The sequence below is a fragment of the Paenibacillus oralis genome, from assembly GCF_003863965.1.
Lineage (GTDB): Bacteria > Bacillota > Bacilli > Paenibacillales > Paenibacillaceae > Fontibacillus > Fontibacillus oralis.
The window spans coordinates 5,585,961-5,608,350 of record NZ_RRCN01000001.1 but is presented as its reverse complement, the minus strand read 5'-3'; the positions used below and the strand labels follow the sequence as shown (position 1 = coordinate 5,608,350).

The following is a 22,390-nucleotide window of genomic DNA, read 5'->3' as shown; positions in this document are numbered from 1 at the left end:
CCACCACGCAACTTTTTAGATAATAATCTAATCGGAAATGACACCAAGTTCTTATCCTCGGTTAGGACAAGAACTTGGTTCTTTAAAACAAAAAAGCCACTAAAACAGAGCGACTTTGAATGGAACAGTGTTCTTGTCCCGCGACACAACATCCCAAAATCAACGAAGACAACAACTCCTAATCTCGTCATAGCGAGGTTACGAACTTCACTTCCGGAAAGCGGCTATCCGGTCCTTTCATTAAGATACCGCCCTGATTTTTCAAATACATATCAAAGAAATCCAGCATATAGGCATTGATAACGGAGTTCGCTCTTTCGGGCGCAATCGTTCCTGTAATACCCAGCATGTTGAAAACCGGAGAAATGAACTGTACATCGGCAAAATTCAAATGCTCCGTATTTTCAATATAGAGGACTTCCCCCCCTTCATCGACCGTTTCGCGCATCCGTTCAAGCTCCAACTTTTTATCTTCCGTTACTTGATCCTCCCACTCTCTTGTTGAGCCCATACGGTTAAGCTCTGCATCCGTGTATACCCGGTTATCCATCACCATTTTTAATTTTTCGAAATAGCTTTCCGAGTTGATGAACAAAAACGGCTTTCGCAGACCCTCTCTGTCACGCAGCCGATAAAGCCCTCCATCAAGGTCGATTCCAACCGCGATTCGCGGATCGTAAGAAGCGTCATAGGCCGTCGCTCCACCGATGGAATGGCCGAACACCCCGACATGACGAAGATCAATCCTCCCTTTTAGATGGCTTGGAATCTGCCCCGATTGGATGAGCTCGAATTGGTCCAGCGCAAACGCCACATCGCCGGTTAGAACTTCTCCCAACTTGTCGCGATTTTCTCTACTCGTCCGGTAATCTTGGCCCGGCGAGAATAAGTCGTTGGTTGTGCTGGTCGTGATTCGTCCGTCCGGAAACTCAGTTGCAAATGTATTGTAGGTGTGGTCGATCACGGCCACGATATATCCGTGACTCGCGAGATTTTCGGCTTGCGACGTGTGGAGGAACCTGGAAGAGCCGTTGCCGGGATTCGCAAGGATCAGCGGGTATGAAGTCTGCGCCGAAGAGACTTCGGCCCCCGAATAAGCATGACTGGATACGTACTTCAGGTGTTGAAAAGTAAACCCGGGAAGGCCATAGTCCGCAGCCATATAACGTAAAATCTGGAGATCGGGAACAAAGGGAGCGTACTTGCCGGTGCCGGCTTGAGCCGGATACCATACCTGAACCATCAATTCCCTCTTGCTATCTCGGGCTTCGTCGAAAATCTCTTCCCTGTTTGTATCCACGAAATGAAAAGTTTGCGTTCCAACCTTAAATTCGCCTGTCGGTTCAGGTAGTTTAAATACAGGAAAAGCATACATGAGACCCGCTGTTACGACCAGCATTATTGCTATAGCGGTATAAGCTGAACCCAATATGAATCGTGGGATTTTTTGGGGACCGTTTTTTTTAAAATAGCTATAACCTGAAATGGCTAAAAATATGATCGTGATGCAATATGGGAAAAATAGCTGAACTCTGTATCCTTCCACCGTCCAATGAATGACCAGTAAAAGTGTGGCGAACCCGCTTGCAACGGATACTGGAATTTTACGCCGTCCTTTTTTTAATAGAACGGTTAATGCAAACAAGCCGATGCTTGACAATAAGAGCAACAGTTCAAACAACCTCATCTCCATTCTCCTTTTAAAAAATTTCCATTTTTGTTCGTCCCAATCTAATCCTCCACGCTAGCCTTAGCCCCCCTCCTTTCGTTGCTTTAATATAAAGACGGTTTCGGAATCCAAAATGTATCAGTTAACGTCAATGTAATCTGCCCGTTAGCTTAACAAAAGTTAACCTGTTTACAAGATAACTAGCCAATCCCAAATTATGATATTTGGGTCTTGTGACATCAAATAAACTAACCACTTCTTCTCGTTTAACTCAGTTCAAATATAATAATATTAGACACGCACAAAACTTTAGTTAGCTTGATTTTGTTTACGAGTCACAATATTTTCCATTTGTGATTTTGCATGTATTTTGTCTCAAATATTACTCTTTAGTTACTATGTAACCAAAAAGTCTGTACTTTTCGTATTTACACTTTTGGTCCATAATGACTCTTGTGGCCACGAATACATTAAGAAATTTTAAAATATTAATCATTATTGAAATTAACAGTAATTACTGCCAGAATGCGGTAGTTCTTCTGAGCAATGGGAGATATAACGAATGGCAAACCTTGTTCGGCGGTATCGCCGCCCACGACCTGGTAGGCTGGATGGATCTCGTTCAACGAGACCAATCGATGTAAGCTTTCCGACCTTTTCATATATAAAAAATCACCCTCTATTTGGCCCTAGAGGGTGATTTTTTAGCTAAAATTCCATCTGATATTCAAACGTCTTAATGATCCGCCCCATGATTTACAGTTATTACGCCAGGTGTACTTGGTACTACGGGTACTACAATCACGCTAATTAACCCCAATGCGATCGCCATTGAAAAAAATGCTTTTTTCATTACTTAATTCCTCCTTAAGAGTATTATTCATAAATAGAGTGTACCGCTTCTGTTGAACTTCGTTAGCATGTTTTCTAAATGATTCGAACAATGCAGAAAACTTTTTAAAAGCGAATGTATCTTTAATTGTGTTAGATAATTCCAAACCTTGTAATGTTTTATCTATTGCAGCACTATACTGCTGACGAACAAAGTGATACAGCGACAATTTAAAGAATATTCTCATCAAGTACACTGTTCGCTTCTGCTTATAGTATTCGAGTGCTTTATTTATATCGCCTTCAAATAAAGTCAACACATCACCAATGTCAAAATCATGCTTTATTGCCGCATCGGTGATGTTGAGTATCCCAGGTATTAACTCTTCGATTCTTGCATCCTTTAGAAATTGAATATACGGGTCAAGGTACTCTAATCTGCCTGAGAGTAAATTGACTGCGAGCATGTTAGCTTTAGAGAACAATTTAAAGAACTCGACTTCTTCTTTTGCTTTTTTGCTCCCGTCATCTAGCCAAGAAAGATCACTATACTCTTCTACAAGGGCCTTTGATTCGCTGTATTGTCCCTTATTTTGAAGAGCTAATCCTTTCATTAACTTGCTGTAGCCAAAGTAGTAAATCGGATGTCTCTCACAAGCCTTGCTTTTAGTTGATCTTTCGCCTTCAAGCTCTAGGGCGGTCAAGTGAAGCTTGTCAGCTATTTCGATCATTTTGTCCCAATCTTCAAGGGTATATGTAGCCTTTAGCAGATCAACTAAGGAATCAATTTTCAAATCGTCCAGGCGTAGTTGATTCAATAAAATTCCCTCCAATCCCATTTAATTCCTTATCATAAGGATACGGAATTATTTACCATTAGTCAATTATTCTAAGTGTTTTTGTATATAATTGGGGCAATTATTGATCATTTTTTGAACAACTTAAATCAATCCTCAATAAATTCCTATAAACGACAAAATCGCCCCCTCCCTTTCGGGAGAGTGCGACAAATTATTTAGTCAGTTGTTTCTTTTGAAGCTTTCTTTCCAAGAACCTCATTCACAAGTTTTCCCGCGCCGCCCTAGTTCACGTCCTTCGTCTCCAGACGAAGCATCGAAGCCCCAGCAATCCCCAAGCCGGCGGCTCCAAGCGCCAGGTGGACCGCGACGATGGAGTTAATGGATACCAATGGTCCGTTAAAGCCGGAGCATACGATGAGCACTAGCAGAATGGAGGAGACCATGGTGGCTGTAACCGAATGCTTGCGCATGCCGAATAACAAAGGAATCAGGGCCATCGCGGCAGCCGACAGCGAACTGATGGTGTACTCGAGCAGCAGCACTTGTACCTGTTCCATCGTTAGTGAATCCGCAATAAAGGGATAGAAGTGATCCACGGCCACCAAAACGGAACCCATCAGCACGTCGGTGAACAGGATCATTCCGAACGTAAAAAAGAAGATGATGACCAATTTGGCAGCGATCAGCTTGCGGCGTTTGATCGGATACGTAAAGAGTACGCCGAGCGTTTTGTTTCTGTATTCCAAGGTAATCATTGTTGAGAGCAGCGCTCCGGCGAATATCATGAAGGTTGCCCTGACGAAGGTATCGATCAGCATGAACGATTCCGGGTAAGTGGAATAAGCGTAATCCTCGGCTCCATAATCGGTAATGCCTATCATGGTCAGAAACAGAAGGATCGCCAGGTCGGCCATGGCGGCATAGCCGATATGACGGGCGAACCGGTACTTACGGAGTTCCAGCGAGATCAGTTTAAGCAACGCCGCCATCCCCCTTCATCAAGTTCATGAAGTATTCCTCCAGAGAGTGCGTCCGTTTGAAGATCGATTCGATCGCAACGTCATGGCGAACGAGGCCCGCATTCAGCTCCGACGGAATCGCGCCTGGATCGTAAACCCTCATCGTATGCTCGCCCACCAGCTTGTAATTGCTTAGTCCGAGCAGATGCTCCATGACGTACGCCGCCTTGCGAACGTCGGTCGGCCGGAGCTCGATGTATTCGTTGTGTTGGCCGCGAATGCGTTCCATTGATACTTCCTCGATCAGCCGCCCCCCGCGAATGACGCCGACCGTATCGGCAATCTGCTCGATCTCGCCCAAAATGTGGCTCGAGACAAGCAGCGTGATCCGGTATTCGGCACTGAGCCGTTTAAGAAGATCGCGCAGCTCCTTGATACCTGCCGGGTCCAAACCGTTGATCGGCTCATCCAAAATGAGCAACTCCGGCGTCGTGATCAATGCGCGGGCGATGCCAAGCCGCTGCCTCATGCCGAGGGAAAATTCCCGGACGGGCTTCCTGCCCGTATCCTTCAGGCCCACCTGTTCCATCATGGCGCCAATGACCTTTTTGTCCGGAAATCCCATATATTCGCAGTGCAGCTCCAGATTCTCCCGGGCCGACAGGCCGTCATAGAAAAACGGATAATCGATCACGCTGCCCATGCGTTTCAGTACTTCGTACGAATGAGGCGTAAGCTTCTCCCCGAATAGTTCGATCTCACCAGCGGTCGGTTTGACCAGGTTGGTCAGCATTCTCAGCAACGTCGTTTTGCCTGCCCCGTTGTGCCCGAGAAATCCGTAAATTTCGCCCTGCCTGATGTTCATGCAGACGTCAGACACCACCTCCGTGCCCCCGTACACCTTCGTTACTCCAATCGTGCGCGCTATGTATGTCATCGCTCCGTGCTCTCCTTTGCTAGGTGGACTTCAGGACTACCGTGAACACGGTCCGCTCGCCGGGCACGCTTTGCAAGCCGATGGTGCCTCCCATACGCTCAACGAGCCGCTTCGTAATGGTCAAGCCAAGGCCGCTGCCTTGGTAGAGGCGATTTCGCGAATCCTCCAGCGTATACATTCGTTCGAAGACCCGGTCGTGCTCTTTCTCGGGAATACCTTTGCCTTTGTCCCACACCTGGATGGCAACCTTCCCTTCGTCCGACCGCTCCAGCGTCAATCCCAGCAGCTTGCCATCGGCCCCGTATTTCATCGCATTCGTGATCAGGTTATCCAGCACGCGATCCAGCGCCTCCGCATCGGCCATGACGTACAGGTCTTCGCCCGGCATGGACAGCTTCAGCTTCATTCCCAGATTCGCAAGCATGTCGTAAAAAGATAACAACTTCAAGCGGCACAGCTCGCTGGCATTCACGCGGGATAGCGCCATCTCGGTATCGCCCGCCTCCAGCTTGGCCAGGTCGAAGAAGGAATGCATGAGACGGAGCACCTCCTGCGCCTTGTCGTGGATATTGGCCGTCATTGCTTCCCGCTCGCGCTCAGCCAGTCCTCGGTCATGAAGAAGAATCTCGCTGTAGCCCAGCACCACCGTCAGCGGCGTTTTCAGGTCATGCGAGATGTTGGACAGCATGCGGCGAATCTCGATCTCCTGATTGGCGTAGCGCGCTCCTGCCCGATGCGCGCGGTCGAGCAGCCGGTTCATGTCGATCAAGATTCGCCCTACCTGAGCATCGCTGTCGAATAACAGCAGCCGCTCGTTCGTGCCTTTATCCAAGATAGAGTTCAGCTTCCCGTGAATATACGCCAGTTGGCGGCTTCGTTTGCGCTGGCGCGCCAAAAGCACGATCACGGCAATGCCGAGCAGCGCGATGGAAGTCACGAAGAACCAGATCATGACGGGTCCGCTTCCAGCTTGTACCCGAGGCCCCACAGCGTCTTGACGTATTGAGGATTGGACGGGTCCGCTTCCAGCTTCTCGCGCAAACGGCGCATATGCACGTTAATGATATTATCGTCTCCGATAAAGGTATCGTTCCAGACCGACGCGTAGATCTGGGCTTTCGTATACACCCGGCCCGGATGCTCCGCAAGCAGTCTCAGGATGCCGAACTCTTTGGACGTCAGCTTCACGGGCTGGCCATCCCGCTCGACGCCGTATGTCTCCAAGTTCATGACGATCCCCCCCACCCGGATAACCTCGTCTTGTTCCGGCGAATCCGAAGCCTGACCAGGTGGCAAGGTATAATTGGAGCGGCGAATGGCCGCTCGCACGCGGGCGGTCAGTTCGATCAGCGAGAAGGGCTTGCTCACATAATCATCCGCGCCCAATTCGAGCCCCAGTGCCTTGTCCACCTCACCGTCCTTGGCCGACAGGATAAGAACGGGCACCAAGCTGACGCTCCGGATCGCCCGCAGCACCTCTATGCCGCTTCTGCGCGGCAGCATAAGATCCAATATGACCAGATCGTACCGGAGAGGCTGCACCGCGAACAGGCGCTCTGCCTCCAGGCCGTCGTATGCATACGAGACGCGGTGGCCCTCTTTTTCCAGATAAGGCCCCACCATTCCGCTGATGGATCGGTCATCCTCAACAAGCAGTACATGTTCCCCCGACATGAATTTCCTCCGCAAACGTTTTGAATCTATTACCTCACAAATTTCGGCCGTTGGCAACCCGGCTTCCTTCCACCTTTTCATATGTAAGCTTTTTGTAAGGAACGATTAATAAAAAAGCAGGATTTGCACTCTACAATCAAGTTATATCGGTTGATAGTTTTCATTTCAGCGAGGAGGACAAAGATGAGTTTAACGAGGAAAATGCACAGCTTTAGGAAGTCCCTATTAGGGTTCATGGCATTATTGATTGTGATAGCGGGAGGTACAGGTACCGGTTATGCAAGTATTGAGCCTGCGACCAGGCAGACGCTGGTGCTTCAGCATGCGACGATCGTGGACGTAAGATCCGGAAAGTTAACCAACGATCAGACGATTATCATTACGGATAATAAAATCAGTCACATTGGAAACAGCAGTCAAACGGCCATCCCCGATTATGCGCAAGTACGGGATGCTACGGGCCAATACGTCATTCCCGGTTTGTGGGACATGCACGTCCATCTGGAAGATAACTATAAAGACGCTTTCCCGCTCTTTCTGGCTAACGGAGTGACCGGAGTAAGGGAGATGGGGGTAGCGCTTACAAACATCGATCTGTGGAAAACGAGCATCCAAGCCGGTATGCCGGCCCCACGCCTTGTCTATGCGGGTTCGACCCTAAATGGAGGTCCGGCTGACGAGGCTCCCCACATGTTCTACTTGAAAACCGAGGCACAAGCGCGCGAAGCCGTCCGTCTCAATGCGGCAAAAGGCGCGGATCATATCAAGGTCTACTCTTGGTTGCCGCGTCCCCTGTTTTTGGCGGTCATGGATGAGGCCCAAAAGTACGGTTTGCCGGTGGTCGGTCATTTGCCGGTAGAGGTACGGGCAAGCGAAGCCGCTCAACTGGGATTCAAGAGCATAGAACACCTGCACGGTTTGTTTATTGCCACTTCGAGCATCGAAGACGATATTTTCAAGAAAGCCGACATGAGCGATTTGCTCGGTTATTCGCTGGCAGAGATCGAGGCCTCCGAATCCTATGATTCCGTAAAGGCCAACAAGCTGTTCCGCAAATTTAAGGAAAAGGGAGTCTGGCCTGTACCGACTATTGTTACCTATTTGAATATGGCCAAAACCGAAATCGATCCGCGGTCCAAATACGTCCCGACTGCCGTGCAGAAGCAATGGGCCGAAGTGATTCGCGCCACTCCTCCCGAACAAACGGAATTAATGGCGGCCATCAATTCCTTAACGCCGGGCATGGTCAAAAAGTTGAACGATGCCGGCGTGCCTATGCTTGCAGGCAGCGATTCCAGCTTCGAAATGACTAACTTTATATACGGCGTTTCCTTGCACGATGAACTCGAATTGCTAGTTAAAAGCGGCCTCACCCCGCTGCAGGCCTTGCAGACGGCAACGCTGAATCCGGCGCGATATTTGGAGAGAGAGCAGGAAATGGGCACCGTAGAACAAGGAAAGCTCGCCGATCTCGTGCTGCTTGACAAGAACCCGCTGGAGGACATTCGAAACACGACAAGCATCTCCGCAGTTGTCTTGGACGGGAAACTGATGGAGAAGCAGACTTTGGACCGAGCGGTTAAAACATACCCCGTGATAAAGGTTGCCGATATAAAAGATGAGCCGGAAGGATCCGGGCCATCTGCCAATTAACACATCCTTCATAATCAATAATGCGGCCAGGCCCTTCCCTTCCCCAATAAGAAGCGGAAGGGCCTTGTTCATATTTCGGAACACCTACAAGGGAAACGACAATAAGAAGCTTGTTCCTTTTTTTAGGCCCTTATCCCCATGCACAACCGAGCTGCTGCGCTTTGAAACCGCTTTTTGAATTATTTTACCAAACCGGACCATTGGTGCGCATGTCCCGATTTATCGAGCTTAAACTGGATGCTACTGTTAACATTGCTAATAATATGGCAAAAATAATCCGTTAGACCTATGAAAAAATTCAGAAAAACCGACGAAAATATGATCATACCCATTCTCAAGTCGCAAATAATTCTTTTAATAGGGATCTACGACCTAAAGATTGGACACATCACTACGCGGGAGGTAAGGCCTAGAGTTTCATATGATCCCCAATCGTGTCGTCCGCTACTCCTAACCTTAATCACACATTTTTATTATCTTAAAGGAGTGTACATCTTCGTGAAAACTATCTCTTACCCCCGCAAATCCGCAATGCTTCTTGTACTTGTTTTGATATTGGCGCTTTTGGGCAATCCGGCCACCAAAGCCGCCAGCATTGAAGATAAACCCGTCTCCAAAGCCAGAACGACTTGGTTATGGCACACCGCTCTTATCCAATCTTCGTCCTCCGAGCTGTTGAACTTTACCAAGTCCCAAGGCGTCGGAATTATATACTTGCAAATTAGTACCAAAGTAGATCTTGCCTCCTACCGCAGCTTTATTCGCCAGGCCTCGGAAATGGGCATCGAAGTTCATGCTCTAAACGGAGCCCCGGACTGGGCCCTTGCCGCAAGCCGTCCGAAATTGGACGCTTTTATGAAATGGATTAACGATTACCAGCAGCAAGCCGCGCCGGAGGAGAAGTTAAAGGGAATTCATGTTGACATTGAGCCGTATTTGCTTCCGATCTGGAAAACGGACTACGACACCTTAGTAACTGAGTGGCAAGACAATGTCGATGCGTTGGTCCGACAGTCGGCTGACTTGGAACTTCCGCTGTCGGCGGCTCTTCCCTTCTGGCTCGATAATTATAAAGTACCGGACAGCGAACAAACCTTGAGCTCCTGGATGATCTCTCGCTTTGAATCCGTGACCCTGATGTCTTACCGCGATAGCGCCCAGGCCATTTACGATACGGCCAAAACCGAGTTTGCCGAAGGCGAAAGCATGAACAAGAAAATCTACACCGGTGTGGAAACCAAGCCCTCCAACGAAGGAAATTTCATCACTTTTTACGAAGAAGGCAGCCAAGTTCTGAATGAGCAGCTCGCCCTGTTGGAGCAATTGGGCGGAACGCAAACCTCGTTCGGCGGTATCGCCGTCCACGACCTGGTAGGCTGGATGAATCTCGTTCAACAAGACCAATCGATGTAAGCTTACTGGGGTCCCGCCAACATTTTAACGAAAATATACGCTAAGCCTTCGGAAAAAAATGAAACAAATTAAAACGAGGCCTGCAGGGATCAATCCTCTGCAGGCTTCGCTAATTAGTGTCAGTATAGCAATAATATACTTTCTTGACCTTCTTATGTATTTTCCCTAACCGCTTAACTAAATAATTTAGGCAATTTCAAATAATCCTAATAAGGAAGCACGATAGCTCTTAGAGACTTTCCCAAAAATTTTAGCACATTCCATCTAGATCAACCCTTGGAGTAAAAAATGCCTATGTATGAGGTTTGTTATGACAAAATATGTTATTTCTGTTTTAATGGATCACAGTAATAAATGAAATAGACAATGCAGTTGTGCCAATAATCCTCATAACTTTGCTTGTCATTCATTTAACCTTCTTCTCAATTTATTTTGTGAACCATAACATGACAATATATATTTTTGTAATTACTTCATCTCTTATCGCCAGTTTTGTGTATGTACATAATGCTTGTACACTTCCCCTTGCTCAAGGTCTGAAACTGTAGGACCAATTTGTACCCAGGTATTATTTCCTCGGTCGGTATAAACATAAGTGTTGCTTGGTTCATCCGCAAATGTAACATTAACCCATAATGCAGGCATTTTACCCCAATGTGCTTCAATCAGTGCAATATCATCCTCTTGATACTTTTTTTCATGAACAAGATACACCAAGAGACTGTCCTCGAGCCTGTTCAGTTTAGATTGGAGCATAAAGTACCCGGTCCCCACAATCAACAAGATAACGAGAATAACTGAGCATACAATTATTGTTTTTTTCAAAGGTAGCCACTCCCCTCATATAAACATAGTAAGATAAAATAGAAAAATGCTCCACTTTATTAAATGGAGCATTCATCATTTTTAAATAATAGAAATTCATCACTCCGCAAATCTATATACAGCCCGGAACGCAAATTCATGAAGGTCGCGGAAACGCCGGCCTAGCAACTCATACCCCTCGGCTCCGGGGTGCAGGCCGTCTGTTAGAAAGGCTTCATCCTCCGGGCCGAGCCAGTTCAGACCATCCTGATAGTAAACTTTACGATCGCCCCGTTCCCTAAGCAGCTCCACGGTCTCGCGGATGGCTTCACGCATCATGGGCAGCGTGAAGCCCAGCAAATTAAGCTCCGTTTCGCGGACGGTGCCATAAATCGGGGAAATGACAAGCAGCGGGGTCTCCCTGTGCTTGTCGCGTATCGTTTCCAGCAGTCCAATCAGCAGTGGCTTGAACATGCGCGGGCTTAAGGTGCCTGCACCATAGATATTCACGCCCGCACATAGGGAGATGAAATCGGCCGGCAGGTCGCGGATCAGCCGCCCGATCATCGGCTCCATGTGGCAGTTGCCGGAGAAGCCGAGATTGGTCAGGTTGAAGCCGCAGTTTGCGGCGGCAATGGCGGGCCAGGTGCGCGAGGGGCTGGAAGCCGCGACGCACTGGGTAATGGAACTGCCGTAAGTGATCCAGCGGGGCCGGGTGTCCGGCAGCGGGTCTCCGGCAGCTTCGCCGCCAATCCGCAGGCCGGTGACGGTCATTCCTATATTTTGCGGGAGCCAGATCTCCAGATCCTTGACTCCGCCCCCCAGTCCGCTGAACAAGGCTTCTGTTGCTCCGGCGGGCAGGCTGAGCGTTCGGAACAATTCCCCCCCTGCCAGGCAATCCATGGCGGCGGCATCCACTAGCGGTGTGAACGATACCGCCGCCTCTGCGGAATCCGTGCGCAGCCGCAGGCGGACACCGGCGCAAATCTCGGCTTTGCCCTCGATTCCCTCAGGCGGATACAGTTTGTAATCCAGGTAAGGAATGCGCCACGGCTTGATTCCATCCTCCCGGTGCTCCAGCGAAACGGCGCCGTGAAACCACTCATCCGTTAAAGGAAGCTGCTTCACGGCGCATTCCCTTCCTTCTTGCCCACGGCCACCTCAGCTGGCATGAAATCCTCTCCCAGCCATACATCCTGCTCCAGCAACCGCCGCTGAAGCTCGGCTACGGAAATACCACGGGAGCCGGTGCCGCCTTGCAGCGCCAATGCAGCCGCCGTCCCCGCGGCCTGGCCCATGGAGAAGCAGTTCGGCATCACCCGCAGGGAGCCTTGAACCGCACGGTCCGAGGACACGGAGCGTCCGGCGACCCAAAGGTTGTCGATGCCGACCGGCAGCAGGATCCGGTACGGTACGCCGTGTGAAACTCCCGGAGGCAAGTGGTTGAAGGTCATCTCGCTTTTGCTGTTGGCGAGATGGATGTCGATATAGTAGGCGTTGCGGGCAATGTCATCCGGAAAGGAGCGCGCAGCAAGGAAATCATCGACCGTCAGGATGTAGTCCCCTTCGATGCGCCGGGTTTCCCGGATGCCAAGCTGTTCACCGCTCGCCACCATATGGGCGTGCTCAAAGCCCGGCACATATCGGCGGAAGAACTGCAGCTGGCGTTCCGCCGTGCGGCGTCCTTCAATCGCCCCCCGCGTCAAATCCTCGGCAAGCGTACCGTCGACGCCGAATACATGGCCGAAGTTGACGCCAACTAGGTAGTCGCTGATCCAGGCAAGGCCGGAGATTGACTTGCGGCCCTCCGGCAGCGCTCCTTCGGCAATCGCCAGTTCCACCGTCTTATGCAGTTGGCCCGTATCCCCGCTTTCCTCCAGGAACCGTCTGAACTTCGGACGGTCCACATTCGCAAGCAGATAGCACATGCTGCCGGGCTGAAGTTCGCCCGCTTCCCCGCCCTTCTGAAAAGGAACTCCCGCCAGCGCGGCAATATCCCCATCTCCAGAGCAATCTATAATATACCGGCAGCTGATGAAAGAACGTCCGGTTTTGTTGACGACAACGACACCTTGGGCCGTCCGGCGGTCCTCAGACAGTACAACATCGTAAACAAAGGTGTGATACAGCGGCGTCACGCCGCTTTCCAGAATGGCATCGTCATAGACCCGTTTCAGCACCTCGGGATCGATCGGCACCCAATCCAGCAGCTCTTGATATTCCTCGCGGTACCCGGGATCGCACGCCTGTTTCATCCGCTCCATCAGCTGGAGGCCGAGACCGCGGATAATCGGCTTCCGCTTATCCGTAAAGGGACAGAATGTCGGGACGAGCGCAACGGTGCCCATGCCGCCAAGGAACCCTCGCTGCTCCACCAGCATCGTTTGCGCTCCCCCTTTCGCAGCGGCAATGGCCGCGGCGATGCCGGAAGCTCCTCCACCGATGACCAGCACATCCACCTCGCGGGCAACCGGAATGCTGGCGGAAGGCAGCGTAATATGTCTATCATTCATAGAAAGACCCTCCAAATCTGCATAGGTTTAGTGGCTCAACCTAAAAATCGTTGCTTGACAGGCGGTGATGGGAACGGGAGCGTCATCCTGGATCCGCTAAGGGACCGAGAAGACCTTATTGGCCTCAAAATACGGCGTTTTCAGTTTTAACGGACCGGAGAGACCTTATTTACCTGAAAATAGCCCAGAACATCACCAGCGTTGCATTAAATCTGATCTGACAAGATATATTTTCCAGCCACACAACTATTCTAACGGTTGCCACAAGCGCTATTTGCTCCATGAACGTTGATTTAAAATTGTAACGGTTGCCATGGCGCTTATTTCACTGAAATCCGGCTATTTTGCTTAGATTCAGGCAAATAACGGCGCTCACAACCGTTAAAATTTAGAAAAGGTCTTTTTTCGTAAAATAGCCACTGTTTCAACCGTTAGATTTCCGGGTAGCTTTTACGGGAAATCTGGAGCAAAAGTTAATGCAACGCTAGTGCCAGAACATGCTTCAAAAGGCCAAATAAGGTCCATAGAGTCCGTTCACCCTCCCAAAACGTATGATTTCGTCGAAATAAGGTGGTCATCTCGGTCCGTTAGGTAGGCCCCTCGTACTCCGGATCGTTTGCCCAGCCCCGGTCAAGCTGCGATTTCGTTTTTGAGCCGGTTTAATGTTTCATAATTGCTTATTTGACCGTACCTTCAAGACAAAGACGCAGCAGATCATCCACATGCGCGGTAGCCAGACATTCTACGGTATCGGCGGCGCCGTAGTAGATTTTGACTTCCCCGGAATCTTCCAGAATCATGCCCCCCGGAAAAATAACATGATTGCGGAAGCCCCCGCTAGTCTCATATTCAGCCTCCGGCGCAAGCAGCGGCGCCTCCGCCCTGCCGATGATCCGGCTGGGATCGGCAAGATCCAGCAGCATAATGCCGGCGGTATAGCGTTTCTTCCAACTGTCCTCCCAGCCGTTCTTGCCCCGGCTGCGGTCGATGTCCACGGCATGGAACAGGGTCAGCCAGCCTTTGTCCGTTTTGACAGGCGGAGCGCCCGGGCCTACCTTGTCATTGGCATAGGCTACATCTTCAACCGCCAGCAGCAGCTTGGAGTTGCCCCAGTATTTCAGGTCAGGCGAGTCGCTCATCCACATGTCAAAGCGGTCTATGCCGCCCCGGCTGTATACGGGCATCGGACGCTCCAGCCGCACATACTTGCCCCCCATCCGCTCCGGGAACAATACCATGTTGCGGTTGTCCGGCAGCGATAGGCTCAACACCTCGAAGGAGCTGAAATCCTCGGTTACGGCAATGCCGCCGAGCAGCCCATGCTTGGTATCGACCGCAAAGCACATATAGCATTGTTCGCCGATCACCGTCAGACGCGGATCATACACGCGGACGACCTCTTCATCATGCCAGGACCAGCATGGCTTAGGCTGCACCTCCCACTTGATGCCGTCATCGCTGAAGGCCAGTCCGAGATTGGTTGTATGATGAGGGGCAACAATCCCCTTGCGTTCATCGCCGTAGTCATTGCGGAAGACCATCACGTATCTGCCTTTAAATTTGGCGACCCCGGCATTAAAGACCATCGCCGGACCGTAAGGCACATCGCCCGGCGACAGAATCGGATTCGCTGCATGCCGGGCCATCACCGGGCTGGAAACCAAAGGTCCAACTGTAAAATCACTCATATGCATAACGCTCCTTTTATACGGAAATGAATTTAGCCTTTGACCGAACCCGCTGTCACCTGGATAAACGTCTTGTTTGCCAGAATATAGGCGAGCAGCATCGGCAGGATCGACAAACAGGCTCCCGCCATCATCAGATGGATCTGCATGGCCGCGGAAGAGCCGTAGCGGAGATTCGCCAGCCCGACGGTGAGCGTCTGCAGCTGCGGATTGGTCATCGTGAATACCAGCGGCAGAATGTATTCGTTCCACGCATGGCGGAAGGCGAACAGCCCGGCCACGCCCAGCCCCGGTGTCAAGAGCGGCAGGATAATCCGGAAGAAGGTGCGGATGAACCCGGAGCCATCCACCATTGCCGCTTCATCAAGCTCGCGGGGAATGGCTTTGAAGAAACCCTGCAGCATAAAAAACGTGCTGGAATGGGCGCTGATCAGAATCAGGATAACTCCCCACAGCGTGGTATTCAGGTGCAGGGCCACCATCAGATCAAACTGCGGGCGCAGCACAATGGCGCCGACGGATATAAACATCATCGATGCCTGCACCGTTACATACAGGGATTTGCCGGGAAAATCACGCCGGTCCACCACATAAGCCGCCATGGAAGCGACCAGCAGGGTGCCAACTGTAACCATAATGCTGACAAAAGTACTGTTCCAGGTATAGCGGGCGAAATTAGCCTGTTTCCAGGCTTCCGCATAGTTGGCGAATTGCAGCTTGGCCGGCAGCAGGCTGCCGCCGGCCATCATTTCGGCGCCGGTCTTGAGAGAACCGGATAATGTCATAAGCAAGGGAAACAAAGTCAGCATCGCCGTTATCAATAAAAACAGCCACATGACCGTGCGGGCCACAATTCGGCCTGCATGGCCGGAAATCGGGCGGGCTGCACTTTTTCCGCGACCGTCCGGCTGCGGGGATAACACCTGTTCGTTCATGGATGTACCTCCTGTACACTAATAGAGGTTGTTCAAAAAGTCATCTTTTGATCACGAAGTAAATCAGGGGGCGGACTCGACATCGAATCTTGAATTCAGCCGGGCCTAAGCGGATGCTTTCGAAGCATGTTTCCTTCGGAAACATTTCAGTTGCTCACGTACCCAAAACGTACGTTCCGTTCTTCCGCCCCTAGCTTCATCTAACTCAAGCGTTTTGAAAAAACGCACTTCGGAAGCATAGGCTTCGGTACTGAAAACCTGACTTTTTGAACACGCACTAATACACCTTGTTCATTTTACGGCTTAAGAAGAAATACAAGCCGGTGATCGCTCCGACGATAACAGCGCTTGCGAAGCCTACGGCACTGCCGTATCCAAGCTGCTGCGTTACGGGTGAACCCGTAGATACCGGGAATAGCAGTTTGTACAGATAGAGATACATGACCTCGGTTTTGCCGATCGGTCCGCCTTCCGTGATGACCATAATGCTCTCATAGCCTTTCAGGGATGCGATAATCGCCAGCATGATGACCATCTGGGCAACCGGGGCCAGCATCGGAAGCGTGATGCTCCAGAACCGTCTTCCGGCATTTGCACCGTCAATGGCCGCGCTTTCGTACAAATCCTGCGGAATACTCTGCAGCCCGGCCAGGAACAGCAACATATAGTTGCCGACCGCGCCCCATACCGCCACAAGAATAACCGTGAGCATCGCATGCTTCGGTCCGAGCCAGTCGATCGGCTGCGAGACCAGGTGCAGCTTCATCAGAACGGTGTTAACCATCCCGTTATAGGAATTAAAAATATTATAAAAAACAACGGATATGACTGCGGTACTGATCACCGTCGGCATAAAATAAATGCCTCGCAGCAGATTTCCGCCCCGCAGCTTGCCGTTCAGGATGACCGCCAGCAGCAGGGACAACGGCAGCGTCAGCAGCAGCTTGCCTCCGGCAAAGATAAAGGTATTGCCGACCGATTCCCAGAACAGTCCGTCGCGCATCAACCGGCGGAAATTGTCCAGGCCGATGAACAGCGCATCGCCGTACCCGGCATAATCATAGAACATATAGCGCAGCATCCAGAGCAGGGGATAAATGCCCAGGGCAGCCGTCAGAATGCTGCTCGGGACCAGAAATAGAGCATTCTCGCCCAGCCGTTTCCATTTAAAGCTCATGATTTGTTCCTCCTTCCATTTAAGTGCAAGTTCAAAAAGTCGGGTTTTCAAGACCGAAGCTTATGCTTCCGAAGTGCGTTTTTTCAAAACGCTTGAGTTGGATGAAGCCAGGGACTGAGTAGCGGAGCGTAGGGTAACCTACGTGAGCAACGGAAGGCCCGGCTGAGTTCAAGATTCGACGTCGAATCGACTTCTTGAACGGCTTCGTCATGGAAAGATGACTTTTTGAACAACCTCTTCAGGAAAAGAAAAGGGGCATCCGCCAAGAAGTGCGCGGCAGCCCCTTCCTTCCCGTTACTCTCCCTGCGGTTTGCTTGGATCAAAAGCAGGATCCGGCGTTACGGTAATCTCGCCTTTCTCCACGGCTTTGGACAAGGCGGCGTTGTATCTTGCGTTCAAATCCGCTGTGACCGCTTTCAAATCTCCCCCGTCGAGGATATATTTGAAGAAAGCATCCGCATAGGTGGAACCTTCCGGAGTGACGCTTGGCGCAGCAGGCCAGAGCGAGTCGTGTTCTCCGACCAGGAAGCCTTCCATGCCGCCTATCTCCGGGTTTTTGGCCTGTTCCACAATACTTGGCACAATGGCAATCCCGAAGCCTTTTTCATGATAGGTCTTCAAAACCTCGTCGCCGTACATATACTGCACGAATTTCCAGGCTGCGTCCTGATGGGCCGATCTGGCGCTGATGCCGAGCCAGGTTCCGGCGGACACGATTTCGGAAGTGCCCTTGATCTGTCCGTCCAGCGTTGGGGCCAGGGCGCCCGCCCAGTTGATTTCCGTCGGGAATTGATCCTTGTACACGCCCGGCTCCGTCGAGAAGGAAAGATACATGCCGATTTTGCCTGCTGCGAATTGGGCGCGCAACGGGTCGATATCCAGCGATTCCGCGCCGGGCAGAATGCTTCCGTCTTTATACATCTGCTTGAAATATTCGATGACCTGCGCGTATGGCGTGAAATCGAATTGGCCTGTTTTCAGATCAAAGCCAAGTCCCTGATAGCCGCTCAAGGAGAGAATCTCCCGGATGGAACGGTCAAATGCTTGCTTGGGATTTTTGAAGTTCAGCGCAAAGCCGTAGATGCCTTCGGACTTGCCGACTTCGGTGATTTTCTTGGCATCGTCCACCATTTCCTGCAGCGATACCGGAGGTTTCTCGATGCCCGCTTTGGCAAAGAGATCCTTGTTGTAGACCAGACGCATGGTGAGCCCGGTGTTAGCTAGAGAGTAAACCTTGCCGTCAAAACGGTTGACATTGTCGATCAACAGGCTGCCGAATTCCGTTTTCATGTCATCGGTAAGATAATCGTCAAGCGGCGCCAGATACCCTTTTTTGACGAACTCGGACGTATTGGCGCTCTTGAGACGCAGCACATCCGGCGCCTGGTTGCTGGAAAAGGCAATGTCAACGCTTTGCGTGTAGTTCTCGGACATCACCGTCAATTCCACCTGAATATTGTCGCCGTTCGTCTCATTAAACTTGTTGATCAATTCCTTGATATACTCCTGGTCGTGACGGTCGTCAGTCCAGTATTTCAATTGTATGGGTGCGCCTGTCTCGGCTGAGGGAGCCCCCGTGCTGCCGTCAGATTTTCCATTCCCCGCACCGCCATTGCCGTTGTTGCCGCTCCCGCCGCAGCCTGCGATTCCGGCGGCCAGGATGACGCTCAAGCCGAGGCCTAACCATTTTTTTCGCATACATTCTACCCCTTTGATTAGCATTTGTATTGTGAGCTCGCCTTTTATTATAGGCCCTCGCCCGCGGAAAAGGAGTGCGGCAGACTCACTCTCCAGGGACAGAATTCTATGGTCTCCCGCAGCACGCGCCTCACGCCTCCGGCCGGTCCGGGTGATAACCCGCCCTGAACTCCGACGGCGTCTGGCCGGTGATCTTTTTGAACATCTCGCTGAAATATCGGCGCTCCTCATAGCCTACAGCCGCAGCCACCTCCTGCACCTGCGCCCCCTCCACCAACAGCAGCTTCGCTTTCTGGATGCGTTCCGAGGTCGTATACTGGGTAACCGTCATCCCGGTCACCTTCTTGAACAGGCTGGAGAAGTAGCTGGCGCTGAGATGCACATGGGCGGCGCATTCGCCGACGGTGATATCCTCGGACAAGCGGCTCTTGATATAGCGGGTGGCTTCATAAATCACCCTCTGCCCTTCGGATAAGCTGTTCCGGCGCACCAGTCCGACTCCCTCCGTGCACAAGGCAAGCAACTGACGCTGCAGGGACGAAAGCGACAGCCCCGCTGTCCCTTGCACCGCCCTGAATCGCTGGATCAGCGGCTGAATGTCCGAATACGGAACCATCTCGTAAAAGGTGCGAATGGCTGAAGCGGCCAGCTCATCGTACAGACTGAGGAGGTAATCCGGATTTTGCCGGGAGATCAGGCTCTGCAGCGTTTCCGAAATCGCCGACAGAATGGTGCCCGTCCGGCTGACATTCCCGGAACGCAGAGCCAGCAGCAACTCATCCTTGTACTCCAGCGCCAGCGGCTCCTGGCTTCCGCTCTGGTGAATATCGTCGTACATAATGGCCGCATTGCCTTCGGTGAACAGGTGATGGGAGAGCGCCCGATGCGCCTGGCGGTAGGAATCCGGCAGCTCGCTGATCTCCTCCACTCTGCCGCCGACCCCGATCGAAACCGTAAACTTGGTATACCGCTCAATATTCCGGCAGCACTGCTCGGCAATTTCGATCGGACTGAACGGACGGGACACCCCTGTATCGTTCAATACGGCCAGGTACCGGTCATGACGGGCGCGGAAAACGACGCAACGCGCATAGTCGGCCAGCGTCTCCTGCATGATATTCAGCAGTGAGAAACGGATCAGCTCCATCTCCCGGATGGACAGCTCGGCAACCTGCTCCTGGAAACGGTCGATTTCGATCAGCATCACCACGAAGCCCCGAGGCTCCAGCTCAATATTGAGAAAATCCCACCGTCCCGAGGCCTCTTCCCATGAGGTGCGGTGACTTACGAGCAGCGTAAAGTATTCCTGCCGCAGCACCGGCATGCTCTCGCGGAGCTTATTCTCCATTTCCCTCAGACTTAAGCGCTTGGATCTCTCTTCCATAATCTCCGCCTTGGCCCGCAGCACCGTCGACATGATCTCTTCCTCTGAAAAAGGCTTCACCACAAAATCAAACGCTCCCAGCTGCACCGCCTGCTGCGCATATTCGAAGTCGGCATAGCCGCTGATCAAAATGACCTTGCAACTGCGGTTCTCTTCCAGAACCGCGCGCAGCAAGCTCAGCCCGTCCATTCTCGGCATCCGGATATCGGTAATGACCAGATCCGGCCGCAACCCGCCAATCAGCTTAAGCCCCTCTTCCCCATTGCTCGATACCCCTGCGACCCGAATCCCCTGTTCTTCCCAGTTGATCGCGGTCAGCCCGTCCACCACGCTTTTGATATCGTCGATAATGCAGAGACTGACCGCCTCAGGATTGCTCATCCGCATGCTCCCCCTTCTTGGGTAAAGAAATCCGTATTTCCGTTCCGCGTTCCGGCGCACTGTCCACATGAAATTCCGCACCTTCCCCGTAATAGAGCTGGAGCCTCCGAATCAGATTGGACACGGCATACCCCTTATCCGATTCCCGCCAAAAGAGTGCGCGCATCTGGCCTTCGTCCATGCCGCTGCCGTTATCGCGTACGGCAAGCATCCAGCGTTGCCCGTCTCCGGCAATTTCAATCTCGATCCGGCCGCCATTTTCCATGTCGCGAAAACCATGCAGTATGCTGTTCTCCACCAGCGGCTGTAAAATGATGCGCGGAATCGAAAGCGCGGACAGCTCCGGCTCGCGGACATGAATCTCATAGGAGAACAACCCTTCATAGCAGCTTGACTGCAGCTCCAGATACTGGCGCACATGTTCCAGCTCTTTCGACAATGTCGTAATTTCCTGGCCGTTGTTCAGCCCGAGCTGGAACAGCCGGGAGAGCGACATGACCATTTTTTGCGAAGGCCCGACCTGCTTCAAATTCAGCTTCCAGTAGATGGTGTTCAGGGTGTTGTACAGAAAATGCGGATCCATCTGCGCCGACAGCGCCTTGATCTCCGCAGACCGCTTATGCGTCTGCGCCTCCGTGACCTCTTCAATCAACACCACAATCTGCTCCAGCATCCGGTTGAACCGGAAGCCCACCTGGGCCAGCTCATCTCCGCTGCCGCTCGCAAAACGGGCGGACAAATCATTGTTCTCCACCCGTTTCATCACCTTCAGCAGCCCTTGCAGCGGCTTTAGCAGATAGCGCGTAAACGCGCCGGAAATCAGCGTTGTTACGATAAAAGCCGCCAGAGCAACCCCGGCGATCAGCCATTTCACATATACCATGTCCTTCAGCACGCCGGCCTGAGACTGGATGGTGGTCATTGTCCAATCCGCAATACCGAGCCGGGCATAATTGAGCAAATAAGCTTTGCCGTCCAGTTCAAAGGATTGACTGCCTTCCGGGCGGTTCATCAACTCCCGCAGATTCCCTGAGTCCACCGCCTGCCGAACCAGCGTCTCCTTCACGGGGTAGACTGTCTCGCCTTTAGCGTTCAACAAAAAGCTGGACGCCCCTGTCCCGGTGTCTCCCTGCACCAGCTTGCGGAAGCCGTCCTCGCGGATATTCACGACAATATAGACATCGCGGACCGGAATGTCAAAGATTGGCTCCAGAATCAGCGAGATGACGCGGTCCTTGCCAGAGAAAAGCATATCCTCATGGCCCTCCACCCAGAGGTTCTTTTTCTCCTGTTCGATGCGGTCATACAGAAAGGTATCCGCAAAAGCGGTGAGCCGGTTGCGGTTCATGGACGAAGGATAGAACTCGCCAATCGGCGTCGAAACGTAGATGGACTGTATCAGCGGCTCGGCGATCCGCGCCTGTGAGAAAACGTTGTCAAGATCGTTCAAATGCGTGTAATACCTGCTGGTGTCCCCGGAGGCGGCATCCTTCAGCATGTCGTGAAAAGGCTGGCTGATCATGAACGTCATCATAATCAGCATCAGCTTGTTCAGCTTCTCATCCACGATCTGCGCGGACCTGACCACTGTGTCCTGCGTGAGTTTCAGCGCGTTCTTTTCCAGGGTGGCGGCCGAAATATAATAAGACAGCCCGCCGGTCATCAGGACAGAGAGCACGATGATGGCCAGAAATGCGATTTTGAGTTTGTTGCGGAACGATTGCCTGCGGAGGTAATCCAAGCTTTTCACGCCTTCCGTTAAAGATCTCTATCCCTTCGATTATTTCACTGCAGTCCCCTATTCGACAATATTAAAAAACGAAGCTGTCCCAAGCAGCCATTTCATGGCTTAGGGGCAGCTCCTTCGTATGATC

At 51.6% G+C, this 22,390-nt stretch carries 17 protein-coding genes; 2 read left to right on the top strand and 15 right to left on the bottom strand.

The features are described from left to right. Nucleotides 1-187: 187 nt before the first annotated feature. From EHV15_RS24980 to EHV15_RS24955, 6 genes are all read right to left on the bottom strand, one after another. Nucleotides 188-1,687 (bottom strand): alpha/beta hydrolase family protein, encoded by a 1,500-nt coding sequence (locus EHV15_RS24980; RefSeq protein WP_128633609.1) that lies wholly within the window; start codon nucleotides 1,685-1,687, stop codon nucleotides 188-190. 788 nt (nucleotides 1,688-2,475) lie between these two features. After that, entirely contained in the window at nucleotides 2,476-3,318 is an 843-nt protein-coding gene (locus tag EHV15_RS24975) for a hypothetical protein (RefSeq protein ID WP_128633608.1), read from the bottom strand. Nucleotides 3,319-3,581: 263 nt separating this feature from the next. Further along, a complete protein-coding gene (locus tag EHV15_RS24970) occupies nucleotides 3,582-4,280 on the bottom strand; it encodes an ABC transporter permease (RefSeq protein ID WP_178075952.1) in 699 nt (232 codons plus the stop codon). After that, nucleotides 4,273-5,196 carry an ABC transporter ATP-binding protein gene (locus tag EHV15_RS24965; protein WP_128633606.1) on the bottom strand — a complete coding sequence of 308 codons (924 nt, stop codon included), beginning with the start codon at nucleotides 5,194-5,196 and terminating at the stop codon, nucleotides 4,273-4,275. The genes EHV15_RS24970 and EHV15_RS24965 overlap by 8 nt, the downstream gene beginning before the upstream one ends. A 19-nt stretch (nucleotides 5,197-5,215) precedes the next feature. Then, nucleotides 5,216-6,148, bottom strand: coding sequence for a sensor histidine kinase (locus tag EHV15_RS24960; protein WP_128633605.1), 933 nt, complete (start codon nucleotides 6,146-6,148; stop codon nucleotides 5,216-5,218). Next, entirely contained in the window at nucleotides 6,145-6,870 is a 726-nt protein-coding gene (locus EHV15_RS24955) for a response regulator transcription factor (protein ID WP_128633604.1), read from the bottom strand. Before EHV15_RS24955 ends, EHV15_RS24960 begins: the two co-directional genes overlap by 4 nt. A gap of 183 nt (nucleotides 6,871-7,053) precedes the next feature. Here EHV15_RS24955 and EHV15_RS24950 point away from each other — a divergent pair, with 183 nt between their 5' ends. Continuing rightward, nucleotides 7,054-8,523 (top strand): amidohydrolase family protein, encoded by a 1,470-nt coding sequence (locus EHV15_RS24950; RefSeq protein ID WP_128633603.1) that lies wholly within the window; start codon nucleotides 7,054-7,056, stop codon nucleotides 8,521-8,523. Nucleotides 8,524-9,021: 498 nt separating this feature from the next. Further along, nucleotides 9,022-9,936, top strand: a complete 915-nt coding sequence (locus EHV15_RS24945) for a hypothetical protein (RefSeq protein ID WP_128633602.1) — start codon at nucleotides 9,022-9,024, stop codon at nucleotides 9,934-9,936. Between the two features lie 480 nt (nucleotides 9,937-10,416). Here EHV15_RS24945 and EHV15_RS24940 read toward each other — a convergent pair whose 3' ends face one another. The 9 genes from EHV15_RS24940 to EHV15_RS24900 form a co-directional block, all read right to left on the bottom strand. Then, the gene (locus EHV15_RS24940) at nucleotides 10,417-10,761 is read right to left on the bottom strand and encodes a DUF3139 domain-containing protein (protein WP_128633601.1); all 345 of its coding nucleotides are present in this window, start codon (nucleotides 10,759-10,761) and stop codon (nucleotides 10,417-10,419) included. 99 nt (nucleotides 10,762-10,860) lie between these two features. Further along, on the bottom strand, nucleotides 10,861-11,868 hold the full coding sequence (locus tag EHV15_RS24935; RefSeq protein ID WP_128633600.1) for an SGNH/GDSL hydrolase family protein: 1,008 nt from the start codon (nucleotides 11,866-11,868) through the stop codon (nucleotides 10,861-10,863). Next, nucleotides 11,865-13,253 (bottom strand): FAD-dependent oxidoreductase, encoded by a 1,389-nt coding sequence (locus tag EHV15_RS24930; protein WP_128633599.1) that lies wholly within the window; start codon nucleotides 13,251-13,253, stop codon nucleotides 11,865-11,867. Before EHV15_RS24930 ends, EHV15_RS24935 begins: the two co-directional genes overlap by 4 nt. Before the next feature lie 677 nt (nucleotides 13,254-13,930). After that, complete coding sequence (locus EHV15_RS24925; RefSeq protein WP_128633598.1) at nucleotides 13,931-14,941, bottom strand: glycoside hydrolase family 130 protein; 1,011 nt, start codon at nucleotides 14,939-14,941, stop codon at nucleotides 13,931-13,933. Nucleotides 14,942-14,973: 32 nt separating this feature from the next. Continuing rightward, nucleotides 14,974-15,876, bottom strand: a complete 903-nt coding sequence (locus EHV15_RS24920) for a carbohydrate ABC transporter permease (protein ID WP_128633597.1) — start codon at nucleotides 15,874-15,876, stop codon at nucleotides 14,974-14,976. 277 nt (nucleotides 15,877-16,153) lie between these two features. Next, a complete protein-coding gene (locus EHV15_RS24915; protein ID WP_128633596.1) occupies nucleotides 16,154-17,053 on the bottom strand; it encodes a carbohydrate ABC transporter permease in 900 nt (299 codons plus the stop codon). A 294-nt stretch (nucleotides 17,054-17,347) separates the two neighbouring features. Next, entirely contained in the window at nucleotides 17,348-18,751 is a 1,404-nt protein-coding gene (locus EHV15_RS24910) for an ABC transporter substrate-binding protein (RefSeq protein WP_128633595.1), read from the bottom strand. A 130-nt stretch (nucleotides 18,752-18,881) separates the two neighbouring features. Then, nucleotides 18,882-20,516: a response regulator gene (locus tag EHV15_RS24905; RefSeq protein ID WP_128633594.1), complete on the bottom strand. Its 1,635-nt coding sequence runs from the start codon at nucleotides 20,514-20,516 to the stop codon at nucleotides 18,882-18,884. After that, entirely contained in the window at nucleotides 20,503-22,266 is a 1,764-nt protein-coding gene (locus EHV15_RS24900; RefSeq protein WP_246061768.1) for a cache domain-containing sensor histidine kinase, read from the bottom strand. The genes EHV15_RS24905 and EHV15_RS24900 overlap by 14 nt, the downstream gene beginning before the upstream one ends. Nucleotides 22,267-22,390: the final 124 nt, after the last annotated feature.

What these genes read in the sequence shown, in the direction of transcription:
- EHV15_RS24925 (WP_128633598.1), bottom strand. Translation starts at nt 14,941, where the DNA reads ATGAGTGATTTTACAGTTGGACCTTTGGTTTCCAGCCCGGTGATGGCC.
- EHV15_RS24910 (WP_128633595.1), bottom strand. Translation starts at nt 18,751, where the DNA reads ATGCGAAAAAAATGGTTAGGCCTCGGCTTGAGCGTCATCCTGGCCGCC.
- EHV15_RS24915 (WP_128633596.1), bottom strand. Translation starts at nt 17,053, where the DNA reads ATGAGCTTTAAATGGAAACGGCTGGGCGAGAATGCTCTATTTCTGGTC.
- EHV15_RS24920 (WP_128633597.1), bottom strand. Translation starts at nt 15,876, where the DNA reads ATGAACGAACAGGTGTTATCCCCGCAGCCGGACGGTCGCGGAAAAAGT.
- EHV15_RS24905 (WP_128633594.1), bottom strand. Translation starts at nt 20,516, where the DNA reads ATGAGCAATCCTGAGGCGGTCAGTCTCTGCATTATCGACGATATCAAA.
- EHV15_RS24955 (WP_128633604.1), bottom strand. Translation starts at nt 6,870, where the DNA reads ATGTCGGGGGAACATGTACTGCTTGTTGAGGATGACCGATCCATCAGC.
- EHV15_RS24965 (WP_128633606.1), bottom strand. Translation starts at nt 5,196, where the DNA reads ATGACATACATAGCGCGCACGATTGGAGTAACGAAGGTGTACGGGGGC.
- EHV15_RS24960 (WP_128633605.1), bottom strand. Translation starts at nt 6,148, where the DNA reads ATGATCTGGTTCTTCGTGACTTCCATCGCGCTGCTCGGCATTGCCGTG.
- EHV15_RS24980 (WP_128633609.1), bottom strand. Translation starts at nt 1,687, where the DNA reads ATGAGGTTGTTTGAACTGTTGCTCTTATTGTCAAGCATCGGCTTGTTT.
- EHV15_RS24930 (WP_128633599.1), bottom strand. Translation starts at nt 13,253, where the DNA reads ATGAATGATAGACATATTACGCTGCCTTCCGCCAGCATTCCGGTTGCC.
- EHV15_RS24950 (WP_128633603.1), top strand. Translation starts at nt 7,054, where the DNA reads ATGAGTTTAACGAGGAAAATGCACAGCTTTAGGAAGTCCCTATTAGGG.